Raw genomic sequence first — 14,605 nt, forward strand, 5'->3', positions numbered from 1 at the left:
TTTGAATGTAGTTTGATTTAATGACGAAGAAGAAAACCGAAACTCAAAAACATCGCATACTAATTCTCGGCGCAAGTGGTTATATTGGTAATGCTATTTATAAAGAATTAGGACCTTATTTTAGAACTTTCGGAACGTATAGAATTCCTAAAAAGGAATACGAAAATAACAAACAATTTTTTCAATACAATGTTGAAGAAGACGATGTTTACGAAATTCTAGAAGCCACAAAACCTTCTATAATTATCTCTGCGCTTCGCGGAAATTTTAATGCGCAAGTTATTTCTCATCAACATATTGCGGAATACGTTTTAAACAACAAATGTAAATTCATATTTTTATCTTCTGCTAATGTTTTTGATGCTTATAGTCAATATCCTAGTTACGAATTAGACAAAACATTAAGTCATAGTGTCTATGGACATTTTAAAATAAAAATTGAAAATTTACTGTTGCGCATGCCCAAAAAGCAAGTCGCTATTATAAGACTTCCTATGGTTTTTGGAGCTGCTTCCCCGAGAGTAGATGAATTAAAACTAGCTATTAAGGAAAAGGAAGCTGTAGAAGTATTTCCTAATTTAATAATGAATGTTATGCTCGATAAGAAAATGACACAGCAAATTCATTATATTATAAATAGAAACAAGTGTGGTGTTTTTCATCTTGGAAGTACAGATTTAGTACATCATGATGAATTTATCAAAGAAATATTAAACACAATTACAGATAAAAAAGTAGTAATTAAACAAGTGTACACAACTAATGAAGACCGTTATTTAGCTGTACTTCCTAAATTTAATAAACTACCTAAACATCTTCAAATTACAAGTGAAGATGTTCTGGAGGAACTCAACAAAAAATAGTTTTTAACTTTCAAATGATTATAACTGAATTAATTCTAATTAAACCAATACTATGAAATTAGACGACGATACAATAGAAAGAAAATTATTACAACTTCCGGAATGGGATTATTATGAAAATGCTATCCACACGGAATACGAATTCGATAATTTCAAGGATTGCTTTAGTGCTATGAGCCGTATCGCTTTTGAGTGCGAAGCCTTAAATCATCATCCTAACTGGAGTAATACTTACAATATTTTAAAAATAACATTGTCTACACATGATGAAGATGGCGTTACGATTAAAGATTTTAAACTAGCCGAAGCTATCGAAGCTATTGTTGAAGAGGAAGATTAGTTTTTTACCATAATCCAACTATCAATATATTATTGATAATTACCGTTAATCTTACTTCAAGATTTTCAATATTTTCTTAAATTTGCTTTGCCTTGTTGTATTTAAACATTTGGCAGAATAATGACTTAATAATATTTAACTTTTTTTACTATGGGAAGAGCTTTCGAATTTAGAAAAGCAAGAAAAATGAAACGTTGGTCTGCCATGAGCAAAGCCTTTACACGTATAGGTAAAGACATTGTAATGGCTGTAAAAGAAGGTGGTCCCGATCCTGGTAGTAATGCACGTTTAAGAGCTGTAATGCAAAATGCTAAGGCTGTAAATATGCCAAAAGTAAATGTAGAACGTGCTATTAAAAAGGCAAGTGAAAAAGGTCAAGGTGATTATAAAGAGGTGCTTTTTGAAGGCTACGCGCAACACGGAATTGCTGTTTTAGTAGAAACAGCAACGGATAACAACACACGTACAGTTGCTAATGTAAGGTCGTATTTTAATAAAACAGATGGTAGTTTAGGAACTTCTGGTTCTGTAGTCTTTATGTTTGACCATACTTGTAATTTTAAAATTGAAGATAAAGATTTTGACTTAGAAGAGCTCGAACTTGAATTAATAGACTTTGGTGTTGAAGAAATTTTTGAAGATACTGATGAAGACGAAGATGGTAATGAGAAAAAAAGCATTATGATTTATGCGCCTTTTGAAAGCTTTGGGAATATTCAATCGTATTTAGAAGACAATGATATTGAAATCATTTCTTCAGGATTTGAACGTATACCACAAGTCACAAAAAAGATATCGGCTGAACAAGCAGAAGATGTTGAAAAGCTTCTAGAAAAGTTAGAAGAAGATGATGATGTACAAAATGTATATCATACCATGGAAGAAAGTGCAGAATAAAACATTCGCATTTATAAAACTTAAAAGAGGGCTTTAGCTCTCTTTTTTTTTGTTTTTACAGAAAACCCTACACGTTTTTTTGAATTAGATTAAACAAAACCTAACAGTCATTTTTGTTACCTTCGTACGCGAGCAAATAATCTCACACAAATACAGTAACAAACTTCTATAATGAAAATTAAACTTCTAAAATCGAATATTGAGCTTGAAAATGACAGAGTATTACTTATACCTTTTGATAATAAAAGAAATGAGGAACTCAAAGATATAATCTTCGATAAAGAAATTTGGGAGTTTATGGGAATGAGTATAAACAATGAACAAGGACTTAAAAACTATATTTCAAAAACCATTAAGGATAAAAATAACCGTCTTTGCTATCCTTTTTTAATTATAGATAAGGAAACTAATAAAGTCGCTGGTTGCACGAGATATGGCAACGTGAATTCCGCGAGTAAAAAATGCGAAATCGGCTGGACTTGGTATGGAACAGAATTTCAAGGTACCGGTTTAAACAAAGCTTGTAAATTTGAATTATTGAAGTTTGGTTTTGAAACTATTGGATTTAAAAGAATACAATTTAGTACCGATCAGGATAACTTAAGATCTCAAAAAGCAATAGAAAATTTAGGTGCTCAAAAAGAAGGCGTTTTTAGAAATAACTACGTTGCTTCAAATGGAAAAAGTAGAAATGATGTTTATTATAGCATCATCAAAGAGGAATGGCAATCACTCAAGGATGAAAATTTTTCAGAATTCATAGAATACTAAACATCCAACAAATTCAGAATCGATTAAATAAATTACGGAAGATTTAATAATGACTCTTTTCTAAGCGTTTAAACATTGATATTCACAAAAACTAATAAGAGGGCTACTGCCCTCTTTTTCTTGCTTCAAATAGTAGAAAATGAATTAAAAATCGCGACTTCAATATCCGTAAATGGAATTTACCTTGTATTTTTAGAATCTAAATAGATTTAAGAATAAATAATACAATTTAACTCACAACAAACCAATTATTTGTGCATTTCGCATTAAAATGACGTATGTCATAAAGTAATATTAAAACATTAATTCTAGCTATTCTTCTTATCTATTATTTCATTAAAATAACGATTCGGTATAATGAGTATATTAGATAAATTCCATTTAAAAGGAAAAACAGCATTAGTAACAGGCTGCAAAAGAGGTATAGGAAAAGCAATGGCAATTGCACTAGCAGAAGCAGGCGCTGACATTATTGGTGTAAGTGCTTCATTAGAAAAAACAGATAGCGGTATTGAAAAAGAAATCACTAAACTCGAAAAAAAATTCACAGCTTATACTTGTGATTTTAGCAACCGTAAATCATTATATGCCTTTATTAAAACAGTAAAAAACGATTTTCCGGTTATAGATATTCTAGTCAACAATGCTGGCACTATAAAGCGTGCACCTGCTGCAGAACATAGTGATGAGCTTTGGGACCATGTTATTGAAGTTAACCAAACCGCACAATTTATTCTTACTAGAGAAATAGGAAAAGACATGATTGAAAGAAAAGCAGGTAAAATAGTATTTACGGCTTCATTGTTGACTTTTCAAGGCGGAATTACAGTTCCTGGATATGCGGCAAGTAAAGGTGCTATTGGACAAATGACTATGGCATTCTCTAACGAATGGGCTTCAAAAGGTGTTAATATAAATGCCATTGCACCAGGCTACATAAGTACGGATAACACAAAAGATTTAAGAAATGATTTAGATCGTTCAGAAGCCATACTTTCTAGAATTCCGGCAGCACGTTGGGGAAATCCTGAAGACTTTGCAGGACCAATTGTCTTTTTATGTTCAGAAGCCTCAAGCTATATGAACGGAAGTATTCTGCTTGTTGATGGTGGTTGGATGGGACGCTAACAACCAAAAAAAAATAAATCTCTACATTAAATCTAATAAACTAAATAATGAAATATAATATATTGATTGCAATAACTGCCTTGGTTATGTTTTCGTGTAATCAAAAAACGAAACAACAAAAAGATATTTTTGTTAAAGATATTGACGCATTAAACAATGCTATTAAGCAAGTAACTCCTGGGAGTAATATTGTTTTAGCAAATGGTATTTGGAACGATTTAGAAATTAAATTTTATGGCTTAGGCACAGAAGATTCACCTATAACTCTTAAAGCGGAAACTCCAGGTAAAGTGTTTATTGAAGGGCAATCATTTTTACAATTAGGTGGCGATTACCTTAATGTTGAAGGCCTATATTTTAGAAATGGTTATTCGCCTAATAATTCTATCATTAAATACATGATTAATAATGATAGTATTGCTAACCACAGCAGAGTTACCAATACTGTAATTGAAGATTTCACAAAACCAAATAGAGCTACTAACGACCGTTGGATTGAGTTTTACGGTAAGCACAACCAGCTAGATCATTGTTATATATCAGGAAAATCTAATGATGGTGAAACCATAAGAATATTTTTTACAGGAAATGAACATGTAAATAACCACCATCAAATAGTTCATAATTACTTTGGCCCAAGACCAAGAAAAGGTGGACCAAGAGCAGAGACCATAAGAGTTGGCGATAGCAAAACAAGATTAACTCCTGGTTATGTTAATGTTTCTAATAACTATTTTGATGCTTGTAATGGTGAGGTTGAAATTATTTCAGATAAAACTAATTACAATTCATTTACCAATAATATTTTCTATAAATGTGAAGGCTCTTTAGTACTTAGACATAGTAATTACGCTAACGTGGATTCTAATATTTTTATTGGTGGTGACGATTCTAATTTTTATGGTGGCATCAGAGCTGTGAACACAGGTCATTGGATTACCAATAACTATTTCTATAAAATTAGAGGCGAACAATTTAGAAGTCCACTTGCCATAATGAATGGTATTCCCATGACGCCTTTAAACCGGTACAAACAAGTTACAGATGTTGTTGTTGCATACAATACTTGGGTAGATTGTAAATCACCTTTTCAAATAGGTGTTGGTCAAAATTTGGCGAGCGCAGATGTACTTCCTAAAAGTGAAATTCGCTCTGCGCCTCCTATCAGAACTACTATTGCTAATAATCTTATATACAATACAAAAGCAGATAAAACACCTTTCGTAAATCATGATGACATGAGTGGAATCCTTTTTAAAAACAACCTTTTAGATAATAATGGAAGTGTATTTTCTGACTATGGAGTGTTTCAAAATGAAAGCATAAAAATGAAGCAAATCAACACTTGGTTGTATGCTCCAGAAAATTCAGATAGTAAAACTTTTAAAACTGTATTTAATGGTTATGATTTTAAACGAATTAAGAATGACTTATTTGGAGCACCAAGAGTAGACAAAAATCAAATTGGCGCGATTACCAAATTATCTGGTGCCAAAAACTTTAAAATTGATAAAAAACAATATGGACCAGATTGGTTTTCGAACGAAAAAGTTTCAATCCAACCCAACATATTAAAAGCATCATCGCAACCAGGTGAACTTTCAAAAATGATTACAGATGCTAAATCTGGTGACATAATTCAATTGCAAGAACCTGTTTATATTATTGAAAATTCGATAAAAATTGATAAAGAAATTACACTTCGTGGTAGAGGAAAAACAAAAGTTCAGTTGGTTTATACTGGGAAAGAAAACACACCCGCTTTTGAGATGAATCCAAAAGGAAACCTTAAACTAAAAAACCTAATAATTAAAGGACAAGGCGACCAGTTAGCCTTTGCTCCTTTAGACAAAAACATGTCTTCTGCTTATAATTTATTTATAGACGATTGTGTTATTGACAATTTTAATTACATCTTAAATGCTTCAAAAGGCTCTTTTGCTGATAGATTAAATTTTAATAAAACTATAATTCAAAATAGTACAAACGGATTTGTTTTAGCGGCTGATAAAAAAGGAGATTACAATGCTGAAATGGTAACTTTCAATGCCTGCGAATTTATTAATATACAGCAAAATCTAATTCACTTTTACAGAGGAGGCTATGACGAATCTACTATTGGTGGTTTTTTAACACTTAAAAATAATAGCTTTTCAAATTGTGGCAAAACAGAAAAAAGTGGCTTATTAATTAAAACGCCTGGTATTATCAATGTTAATATATCAGGTAATACATTTCAAAATAACCAAGTAAAACTTGTAGCCTTACTTTGGGGTGAAAAGAATAATCATCATAGTAATAATACGGTTATAAACTCTGGAGAAATAAAGGTTAAAGACCAACAAAAACTTGAGATTTTATACTAAAAACCTTCATAGAAAAACTTGACTCAACTAACTGACCATTAACCATGAATAAATTTAAAAAGCTACTAAAAAATCTTGGTCCTGGACTTTTGTTTGCGAGCATGGCGATTGGCACATCGCATTTAGTACTCTCTACAAAAGCTGGTGCTCAATACGGTTGGCTAATGGTAATTCCTATTATTTTAGCTAACGTTTTAAAATATCCATTTTTTGAATTTGCTATTAGATATACCAATGCTACAGGTAAGAGTATCATTGAAGGCTATAACAACAGAGGAAAAGGCTATCTATGGCTATATGCTTTTATCACTTTAGCAACAAGTTTGGCAACTCCTGCTGCACTTTGTTCTATTGCTGCTGGACTCTTAATAAACATTTTGGGTATTCATGATGTTTCTATAACATCAGTTGCACTTGGCCTATTTGTTTTTAATAGTACCATCTTAATTGTTGGAAAATATAAACTATTAGAAACCACATTAAAATTCTTAATTCCCATACTTTTTGCTGCTTTACTAGCAACAACTGTACTAGTGATTAATAAAGGACAAATTGCAACAACAGCTAATTTTGAAGCACCTCATTTTTTTGACGAGATAGGTATATTATTTCTCATCACTCTTATTGGCTGGATGCCTACTGCGGTTGAAGGCAGTAGCTGGATTAGTCTTTGGAGCGTTGAAAAATATAAAGTTGATAAGAAAAAACCACCACTTACGGAAGCGCTTCAAGAATTTAACCTAGGCTATTTAATGACCGGAATACTCGCCATTTTCTTTTTAGTTATTGGCTGCATGACGTTATATGGTTCTGGAACAGTGCTAAGTGGAAATGCCATCACTTTTTCTGACCAAGTTATAAATTTGTTTACAATTCATATTGGTAGTTGGGCCTATACATTTATAGCAATATCTGCTTTTGCTACCATGTATAGTACGTGTTTAACACAACATGATGCGGTTGCGAGAGTAAGTGTGGATATTATTGGATTGTTGGTTGGAGCACATAAAAAATATACAGCAAGAAAATATTACGCAATAGCAATCATTAGTATCTCTATTGTTAGTGTCATTGTGCTTTATGCTATTAGCGCTAATATGGGACTAATACTTGCCATTGCAACGGCTATTTCATTTATTTTAGCGCCTATTGTTGGGTACATGAATTTAAAAAATGTAACGAGTACAGATTTACCAGAAAAATATCATCCAAAAAGAAGCCTACAAATACTAACTTACGCAGGCATTTTATTCCTTTCACTAATATCTATTTACTATGGATGGATAGTAATTTTTTAATTATACAAAATACATTAGCTATTAAACATTATGAGTTATGAGTACATCTAGAAGGAAATTTATAAAGAATATAGGAACTGCAGCCATAGGAGTGCCATTTGCACCATTATTAATGGACATGGCAAATGTTATGCCACAAGAAAAACCATTAGACGTCCACTTATTCTCTAAGCATTTACAATTTCTAAATGTAAAAGAAGCTGCCCAAATGGCTAGCGAGTTAGGATTTAATGGATTAGACTTAACTGTAAGACCCAAAGGCCATGTGTTACCAGAAAATGCAATAACGGACTTACCGAAAGCTATAAAAGACATTAAATCTGCTGGCTCTAAATGCAAAATGATAACTACCGCAATTAGAGATATAAACAATACCTACGATTTAGAAGTAATTAAAACTGCCGCTGAACAAGGTGTTAGGTTTTATAGAATGGATTGGTATAAATATCATGAAGATTTATCAATGGAAGAATCACTACTCATATACCAAAACCAAATTAAAGATTTGGGTGAAATCAATAAGCAACATAATATTATTGGATGCTACCAAAATCATGCAGGCACTAAAGTTGGTGCATCATATTGGGAAATAAACCAATTATTAAATACTGTAGATCTTGATTATTTTGGAGTTCAATATGATATTAGACATGCTACGGTAGATGGTGGTTTATCATGGATAAATGGACTTAGACTTCTAAACTATCAAATACAAACTATAGTTCTAAAAGATTATAAATGGGCTAAAGTTAATGGTAAATACAAAGTAATAAATGTACCTATAGGAGAAGGTATGGTTGATTTTAATAAATATTTTAAACTATTGAAATCTTATGGATTAAATCCTCCTGTATCTCTACATCTCGAATATCCATTAGGTGGTGCAGAAAAAGGCAGAAGAACAATTGAAGTTGATAAAAAGGTAGTTTTCGATGCTATGCAAAAAGACCTAAATGCTGTTCAAAAACTTTGGAAAGAAGCTTAAAACTGAAAATATGAGCCAATTTTAGAAGATTTTACTACTTCCCTATTCTCATAATTTATTCCCAAAACAGTCAAATTATTTTGTCTGACAAAGTATTAATCGTAATATTGCAATAAACAAATTAATTAGAGTAATGGGATTAGCAAAATCAGAAATGTTTACAGATGCACAAAACGAAATTGCATTGTTCGCTAAAGTATTCGGACATCCTGCAAGAGTAGCCATTTTGCAACAATTATTTAAAATAGATGGTTGTTATTGTGGTGATTTAGTAAACGAAATAGGATTAGCACAACCAACCATATCTCAACATTTAAAAGAATTAAAACATTTAGGACTGATTAAAGGAAATGTTGAAGGAACAAGTGTTTGTTACTGTATCAATACCGAAAATTGGTCTAAAATGAAAGCAACTATGCTTCAATTTCTTAATCAGGATATTTCTGAAAAAAGAGATTGCTGTTAAACACTATTATAAACACATTAAATACATAGAAAAATGAAACTATCAGAAATTAAATCCAAACTTAACACCTTAGAAACTATCGCTTTTCAATTACCAAATGGCGATTTAGTACCTAATCACTTTCATGTTACAGAAGTTGGAAAAATCACAAAAAACTTTATAGATTGTGGTGGAACGGTAAGAAATGAAGAAGTTGTAAACTTTCAACTTTGGAATGCAGATGATTACGATCACAGATTACATCCTGAGAAATTATTAAACATCATTGAGCTTTCAGAAAAAGTATTAGGCATTGGAGATTTAGAAATTGAAGTAGAATACCAAGCCGATACTATTGGGAAATTCGGATTAGATTTTGATGGCACAAATTTCTTGCTGACTAATAAACAAACAGATTGTTTAGCTAAGGATAATTGCGGAATTCCTGAAGAAAAACCAAAATTACAATTTAGAGAGCTTGATGCTTCTGAGCCATGTTGTACACCTGATGGTAACTGTTGCTAACCTTAAATATTAAAAAATGATTTCAACTAAATCAACCTTGTTTTCAGAAATAGAAACCACAATTAAGGATTTAAATCCTGAAACTATTTCAGAGGAACGTAAAACCGTTTTAAATTCATTAACCGAGTTTATTCAAGCAAAAGTTTCTAATCAGCAAGAAGTCCGTATTAACTTTATTTGCACGCACAATTCGCGCAGAAGTCATTTGTCGCAAGTTTGGGCTCAAACTATGGCAAACTACTTTAATGTTAAAAACGTGTTTTGTTATTCTGGCGGAACGGAAGCGACAGCACTTTTTCCAATGGCTGCAGAAACGTTGCAAAATTCTGGATTTCAAATTAAAACACTGTCTGAAGGTAAAAATCCAGTTTATAGTATAAAATATGCGAAAAATGAACATCCAATTATTGGGTTTTCTAAAAAACTTGATGATGATTTTAATCCTAAATCTGAATTTGCTGCTATTATGACTTGTGATTCTGCAAATGAAGCTTGTCCTTTAGTACTTGGCGCAGAACAACGCATTCCAATGACGTTTGAAGACCCAAAAGCTTTTGATAATACACCACAACAGGCTGAGAAATACAAGGAAAGAAGCCTTCAAATTGCAACGGAATTATTTTATGTTTTCTCACAAATCAATTCATAAATAGTAATGAATAAAAAATTAAGTTTTCTAGATAGTTACCTAACTCTATGGATTTTTATTGCCATGGCATTTGGCGTTGGTTTGGGATATTTTATTCCAACGTTTCCAGATATTATTAATTCATTTAGCAGCGGAACTACAAATATTCCTATTGCTATTGGTTTAATTCTAATGATGTATCCTCCTTTGGCAAAAGTGAATTATGCACTACTTCCAAAAGTTTTTAGAAACACAAAAATCCTTTCAATTTCATTAATTCTAAATTGGATTGTTGGCCCTGTATTAATGTTCGTTTTAGCCATAACATTTCTACGCGATTACCCTGAATATATGGTTGGACTAATTTTAATTGGGTTAGCACGATGCATTGCAATGGTTTTAGTTTGGAACGATTTAGCTGAAGGCAGTAGCGAATATGGCGCAGGTTTAGTTGCTTTAAACAGTGTTTTTCAAGTATTTGCTTATAGTTTCTATGCTTGGATTTTTATAACCGTACTTCCTCCCTATTTTGGGTTTGAAGGCGCTATCGTAGACATTTCAATTGCAACCATAGCTGAAAGTGTTGCCATTTATTTAGGAATTCCGTTTGTTTTAGGGATTTTAAGTCGACTCATTTTAGTAAAGCTAAAAGGCGAAGAATGGTACACTAAAAAGTTTATTCCTGCAATTTCACCTATGACACTAATTGCATTACTGTTTACCATAGTCATTATGTTTTCATTAAAAGGTGAATTGATTGTTGAAATTCCAATGGACGTCTTAATCATTGCTGTACCCTTACTAATTTATTTTAGTTTAATGTTTATCATTGGCTTTTTTACAACAAAAGCTATGGGAGCCGATTACGATAAAACAGCTGCTGTAGCATTTACAGCTGCAGGTAATAACTTTGAATTAGCAATCGCAGTTGCCATAGCTGTTTTTGGACTTAATTCCGGACAAGCATTCGCCGGTGTTATTGGACCTTTAGTTGAAGTACCTGCTCTTATTTTATTAGTCAAAGTTTCATTTTGGTTAAAAAAGAAATATTTTGACACGCCTAAAACTACAGTATAAATGAGAATAGCTTTCTTTTCAGACATACATGCCAATTTACCAGCACTTGAAGCTTTTTTTAAAGATGTAGCATCCGAAAATGTTGATGCCATTTATTGCTTAGGCGATTTGGTTGGCTACAATGTTTGGCCAAATGAAGTGGTTAACGCTATTAGAAAAAGAAATATTCCTACTATTATGGGAAATCATGATGAAGCGTTATTACTTCCTATTTTACAAGAATCAAAACCATCTAATAAAGGCTTAACGCGTGCATTAGTTACTAATGAAAATAGAGACTACCTTATTAATCTACCAAGACAATTATCACTCAACTTTGTAACTGATAATGAACCTTTTAATTTATTGATGGTTCACGGTAGTGTAAAAGCTATTAATGATTATATGGTGATTGATTATCCTGAAGCTGAAGTTTTACAAATGATGAATTCCCAAAAAGCAGATGTATTGTTATGTGGACATACACACAAACCATTTCATCGTGTTATTAAAAGCGATAACGTCTTTAAACATGTTATAAATATTGGCTCAGTAGGAAAACCTAAAGATGGAGATTCTAGACTTTGTTATGCCATTTTAGAGCTTAATAAAAATACAACACCTTCTAATCCTGAAGCGATAAAAGTGACCTTCAAAAGAGCCACATACGATGTTGAAAAAGCAGCAAAAGCAGTTGAAAATAGTGAGTTTAGCACGTCTTATGCTGATGCTTTAAGAATTGCGAAATAAACTAACCAGAATAATTAAATAGCTTAAAACTTTTTTTCTTAACGTGACAAAAGTCACATTTCTTCTCAAAAACCAATCGTACATTTACGATAGATTCTTATTGAGATGAAACGAAATTTAGAACCAATTGCATACAAAGCAGACACCGAAGCTTTAGCTAAATTCGCTAAAGCATTGGCACATCCTACACGTATTGCTATTTTAAAACATCTAGAAAACCAATCTTGTTGTTTTACAGGCGATTTAGTAGATGTTTTTCCGTTGGCACAATCTACAATTTCTCAACATCTAAAAGAATTGAAAAATGCAGGTTTAATTCAAGGTGAATTAAAACCGCCTAAAATAAAATATTGTATTAATCAAGATAACTGGAAAACTGCCAAAACACTATTTCAACAATTTTTTGATTGATATTTTCTAATAATTAAATCGTCAATTGGCGATAAACAAATACAAATATTATGAGTAAAGTAATTAAAATACTTGGTACAGGTTGCCCAAAATGCAAGACAATGACAAGTGTTGTCACTGAGGTCGTAAAAGAAAATAACATTGATGCGACCATAGAAAAAGTTGAAGATATCATGGAGATTATGAAATTTAATGTCATGACAACTCCAGCATTAGTAATAGATGATGTTATTACAATAAAAGGAAGAGTACCTTCAAAAAATGAAGTCTTAGCACTACTCAACTAAATGGAACAGTTATGAATTATCATATCAAAGCCTCTTCTATCTCAAATGAAGATGCAGTTATTCATGTAAAAGAATCGAATATAGATTTTGGTACCACTTCAAAAACTTCTGAAATTTTACCAAATCCTGCTGAATTATTCTTGGGCTCATTTGCAGCATGTATGCTTAAAAATGTAGAGCGTTTTTCGGTTATGATGAAATTTAACTACTCAAAAACAACCCTTGAAGTCAATGCTACACGGCTAGAAAATCCGCCTAGAATGGAAAATCTAGTTTACCACTTAACTATTTATAGTGCCGACCAAAAAATCAATACAGCCTTACTAAAAAAGAATATTGAAAAGTTTGGTACTATTTATAACACTATAAAACAGTCTTGTAATATTGAAGGCACCATAAAAACGTCTCCAAATGTTTGATTGGTTACAACACTTTGCGGATTGGTTAATTTATTCAGTTTTCGGAATTGAAGTAGAAACACATTTGGGCATTGCGCTTAATTTCTTTGTACACGACACCCTTAAAATTCTCATTCTACTTTTCTTTATTGTTTTTATAATGGGAATTGTAAATGCTTATTTCCCAATTGAAAGACTCAAAGATTATCTAAATAAGAAAAAGTTATACGGATTAGAATACTTCTTTTCTTCCATATTTGGTGCGATAACTCCATTTTGCTCCTGTTCTTCTGTGCCACTTTTTATTGGCTTTGTACAAGGCGGAATTCCTCTTGGAGTTACTTTTTCATTCCTTATTACGTCGCCATTAGTTAATGAAGTCGCTGTCGCTATGTTTATTGGCATGTTTGGTGTAAAAGCCACATTAATTTATGTAGTCTCAGGCATTCTATTAGGAACTATTGGTGGTTGGCTTCTAGGTAAATTAAACCTAGAACCCTTATTATCTGATTGGGTAAAGCAGATTCTAGAAAATAAAATGCACCAAGCCGAATTTCAAAATGAACAACGGACCTTTTACCAACGCTTACCAGAAATAACAAATGGTGCTTGGGCTATTGTAAAAAGCGTACTGCTTTATGTAATTATAGGAATTGCAATTGGTGCAGCCATGCATGGTTACGTGCCAGAAAACTTTTTTCATCAGTATTTAGGTGGTGGAGAATGGTGGACAGTTCCACTTGCAGTAATCGTTGCTGTACCAATGTATGCGAATGCAGCAGGCATTGTGCCTGTAATTCAGGTATTTGTAGCTAAAGGTGTTCCATTAGGCACGGCTATTGCCTTTATGATGGCAACCATAGGCTTATCAATACCAGAAGCTACATTGCTTAAAAAAGTAATGTCCTTAAAACTTATTGCAATCTTTTTTGGAGTTATTACGCTTTGCATCATTCTTTCTGGCTACTTATTCAACATATTATTATAAACTTAAATTGATATAAAATGAAAAACTCAATTAAATTCTTTGCCTTAATTACCATAGGATTAATGCTCATGGCTTGTAATGGTCAAAACAAAAATGAAAATAAAACTGTAGATAAGTCGGTTTCTAAAATTGAAGTGTACGACTTCCATTCTACACACAGATGCATGACATGTAATGCTATTGAAGCAAATACAAAATACACTTTAGACACCTATTTTTCTAATGAATTGAAAACTGAAAAAATTACGTTTCAGGTAATCAATGTAGATGAAGAACAAAACGAACAAATTGCAGAAAAATTTGAAGCCTCAGGAACTGCCTTAATTTTAAATGTTATTAAAGACGGAAAAGAAACCAAAATTGATTTAACGGAATTTGCCTTTATAGAAGGAAATGATCAAGATGTTTTTTCAAAAGAACTAAAAGCTAAAATTGATAAAGAATTAAAAACACTTTAGTTTCTAGAGAA

Annotated in this window: 18 protein-coding genes; all 18 read left to right on the forward strand. The window is 32.1% G+C overall.

The annotated features are described in order from the left end of the window. Positions 1–20: 20 nt before the first annotated feature. Positions 21–863: a sugar nucleotide-binding protein gene (locus Q0807_RS13820; protein WP_299110699.1), complete on the forward strand. Its 843-nt coding sequence runs from the start codon at positions 21–23 to the stop codon at positions 861–863. Positions 864–915: 52 nt separating this feature from the next. Continuing rightward, the gene (locus Q0807_RS13825) at positions 916–1,203 is read left to right on the forward strand and encodes a 4a-hydroxytetrahydrobiopterin dehydratase (RefSeq protein ID WP_299110702.1); all 288 of its coding nucleotides are present in this window, start codon (positions 916–918) and stop codon (positions 1,201–1,203) included. 150 nt (positions 1,204–1,353) lie between these two features. After that, positions 1,354–2,100, forward strand: a complete 747-nt coding sequence (locus Q0807_RS13830) for a YebC/PmpR family DNA-binding transcriptional regulator (protein WP_299110704.1) — start codon at positions 1,354–1,356, stop codon at positions 2,098–2,100. Between the two features lie 171 nt (positions 2,101–2,271). Next, positions 2,272–2,871 (forward strand): GNAT family protein, encoded by a 600-nt coding sequence (locus tag Q0807_RS13835; RefSeq protein WP_299110707.1) that lies wholly within the window; start codon positions 2,272–2,274, stop codon positions 2,869–2,871. A gap of 363 nt (positions 2,872–3,234) precedes the next feature. Further along, positions 3,235–3,999: an SDR family NAD(P)-dependent oxidoreductase gene (locus Q0807_RS13840; protein WP_299111175.1), complete on the forward strand. Its 765-nt coding sequence runs from the start codon at positions 3,235–3,237 to the stop codon at positions 3,997–3,999. Positions 4,000–4,046: 47 nt separating this feature from the next. Further along, complete coding sequence (locus Q0807_RS13845; protein ID WP_299110709.1) at positions 4,047–6,365, forward strand: chondroitinase-B domain-containing protein; 2,319 nt, start codon at positions 4,047–4,049, stop codon at positions 6,363–6,365. 44 nt (positions 6,366–6,409) lie between these two features. Further along, positions 6,410–7,663, forward strand: a complete 1,254-nt coding sequence (locus tag Q0807_RS13850) for an Nramp family divalent metal transporter (RefSeq protein WP_299110711.1) — start codon at positions 6,410–6,412, stop codon at positions 7,661–7,663. A gap of 37 nt (positions 7,664–7,700) precedes the next feature. Next, a complete protein-coding gene (locus Q0807_RS13855; RefSeq protein ID WP_299110713.1) occupies positions 7,701–8,648 on the forward strand; it encodes a TIM barrel protein in 948 nt (315 codons plus the stop codon). A gap of 133 nt (positions 8,649–8,781) precedes the next feature. After that, on the forward strand, positions 8,782–9,114 hold the full coding sequence (locus Q0807_RS13860; protein ID WP_299110715.1) for a helix-turn-helix transcriptional regulator: 333 nt from the start codon (positions 8,782–8,784) through the stop codon (positions 9,112–9,114). A gap of 33 nt (positions 9,115–9,147) precedes the next feature. Continuing rightward, the gene (locus Q0807_RS13865) at positions 9,148–9,618 is read left to right on the forward strand and encodes a DUF6428 family protein (RefSeq protein ID WP_299110717.1); all 471 of its coding nucleotides are present in this window, start codon (positions 9,148–9,150) and stop codon (positions 9,616–9,618) included. Positions 9,619–9,634: 16 nt separating this feature from the next. Then, entirely contained in the window at positions 9,635–10,267 is a 633-nt protein-coding gene (locus Q0807_RS13870) for a low molecular weight phosphatase family protein (protein ID WP_299110719.1), read from the forward strand. 6 nt (positions 10,268–10,273) lie between these two features. Beyond that, positions 10,274–11,323, forward strand: a complete 1,050-nt coding sequence (gene arsB, locus Q0807_RS13875) for an ACR3 family arsenite efflux transporter (RefSeq protein ID WP_299110722.1) — start codon at positions 10,274–10,276, stop codon at positions 11,321–11,323. After that, positions 11,324–12,052: a metallophosphoesterase gene (locus tag Q0807_RS13880; RefSeq protein ID WP_299110724.1), complete on the forward strand. Its 729-nt coding sequence runs from the start codon at positions 11,324–11,326 to the stop codon at positions 12,050–12,052. It abuts the gene before it with no gap. A 105-nt stretch (positions 12,053–12,157) separates the two neighbouring features. Continuing rightward, positions 12,158–12,463, forward strand: coding sequence for a helix-turn-helix transcriptional regulator (locus Q0807_RS13885; RefSeq protein WP_299110726.1), 306 nt, complete (start codon positions 12,158–12,160; stop codon positions 12,461–12,463). A 50-nt stretch (positions 12,464–12,513) separates the two neighbouring features. Further along, entirely contained in the window at positions 12,514–12,750 is a 237-nt protein-coding gene (locus Q0807_RS13890; RefSeq protein ID WP_299110728.1) for a thioredoxin family protein, read from the forward strand. A gap of 11 nt (positions 12,751–12,761) precedes the next feature. Next, positions 12,762–13,169, forward strand: coding sequence for an OsmC family protein (locus Q0807_RS13895; RefSeq protein ID WP_299110730.1), 408 nt, complete (start codon positions 12,762–12,764; stop codon positions 13,167–13,169). Next, complete coding sequence (locus Q0807_RS13900; protein ID WP_299110732.1) at positions 13,162–14,136, forward strand: permease; 975 nt, start codon at positions 13,162–13,164, stop codon at positions 14,134–14,136. The genes Q0807_RS13895 and Q0807_RS13900 overlap by 8 nt, the downstream gene beginning before the upstream one ends. A gap of 17 nt (positions 14,137–14,153) precedes the next feature. Beyond that, positions 14,154–14,594 (forward strand): nitrophenyl compound nitroreductase subunit ArsF family protein, encoded by a 441-nt coding sequence (locus Q0807_RS13905; RefSeq protein WP_299110734.1) that lies wholly within the window; start codon positions 14,154–14,156, stop codon positions 14,592–14,594. Positions 14,595–14,605: the final 11 nt, after the last annotated feature.

Source organism: uncultured Winogradskyella sp. (genome assembly GCF_947495255.1).
Lineage (GTDB): Bacteria > Bacteroidota > Bacteroidia > Flavobacteriales > Flavobacteriaceae > Winogradskyella.

Excerpts from the sequence above, each read along its gene's own strand:
- Q0807_RS13900 (WP_299110732.1), top strand. The coding sequence starts at position 13,162 with ATGTTTGATTGGTTACAACACTTTGCGGATTGGTTAATTTATTCAGTT.
- Q0807_RS13825 (WP_299110702.1), top strand. The coding sequence starts at position 916 with ATGAAATTAGACGACGATACAATAGAAAGAAAATTATTACAACTTCCG.
- Q0807_RS13850 (WP_299110711.1), top strand. The coding sequence starts at position 6,410 with ATGAATAAATTTAAAAAGCTACTAAAAAATCTTGGTCCTGGACTTTTG.
- Q0807_RS13880 (WP_299110724.1), top strand. The coding sequence starts at position 11,324 with ATGAGAATAGCTTTCTTTTCAGACATACATGCCAATTTACCAGCACTT.
- Q0807_RS13905 (WP_299110734.1), top strand. The coding sequence starts at position 14,154 with ATGAAAAACTCAATTAAATTCTTTGCCTTAATTACCATAGGATTAATG.
- Q0807_RS13860 (WP_299110715.1), top strand. The coding sequence starts at position 8,782 with ATGGGATTAGCAAAATCAGAAATGTTTACAGATGCACAAAACGAAATT.
- Q0807_RS13865 (WP_299110717.1), top strand. The coding sequence starts at position 9,148 with ATGAAACTATCAGAAATTAAATCCAAACTTAACACCTTAGAAACTATC.
- Q0807_RS13820 (WP_299110699.1), top strand. The coding sequence starts at position 21 with ATGACGAAGAAGAAAACCGAAACTCAAAAACATCGCATACTAATTCTC.
- Q0807_RS13885 (WP_299110726.1), top strand. The coding sequence starts at position 12,158 with ATGAAACGAAATTTAGAACCAATTGCATACAAAGCAGACACCGAAGCT.
- Q0807_RS13870 (WP_299110719.1), top strand. The coding sequence starts at position 9,635 with ATGATTTCAACTAAATCAACCTTGTTTTCAGAAATAGAAACCACAATT.
- Q0807_RS13895 (WP_299110730.1), top strand. The coding sequence starts at position 12,762 with ATGAATTATCATATCAAAGCCTCTTCTATCTCAAATGAAGATGCAGTT.
- Q0807_RS13835 (WP_299110707.1), top strand. The coding sequence starts at position 2,272 with ATGAAAATTAAACTTCTAAAATCGAATATTGAGCTTGAAAATGACAGA.
- Q0807_RS13830 (WP_299110704.1), top strand. The coding sequence starts at position 1,354 with ATGGGAAGAGCTTTCGAATTTAGAAAAGCAAGAAAAATGAAACGTTGG.
- Q0807_RS13855 (WP_299110713.1), top strand. The coding sequence starts at position 7,701 with ATGAGTACATCTAGAAGGAAATTTATAAAGAATATAGGAACTGCAGCC.
- Q0807_RS13845 (WP_299110709.1), top strand. The coding sequence starts at position 4,047 with ATGAAATATAATATATTGATTGCAATAACTGCCTTGGTTATGTTTTCG.
- arsB (WP_299110722.1), top strand. The coding sequence starts at position 10,274 with ATGAATAAAAAATTAAGTTTTCTAGATAGTTACCTAACTCTATGGATT.
- Q0807_RS13890 (WP_299110728.1), top strand. The coding sequence starts at position 12,514 with ATGAGTAAAGTAATTAAAATACTTGGTACAGGTTGCCCAAAATGCAAG.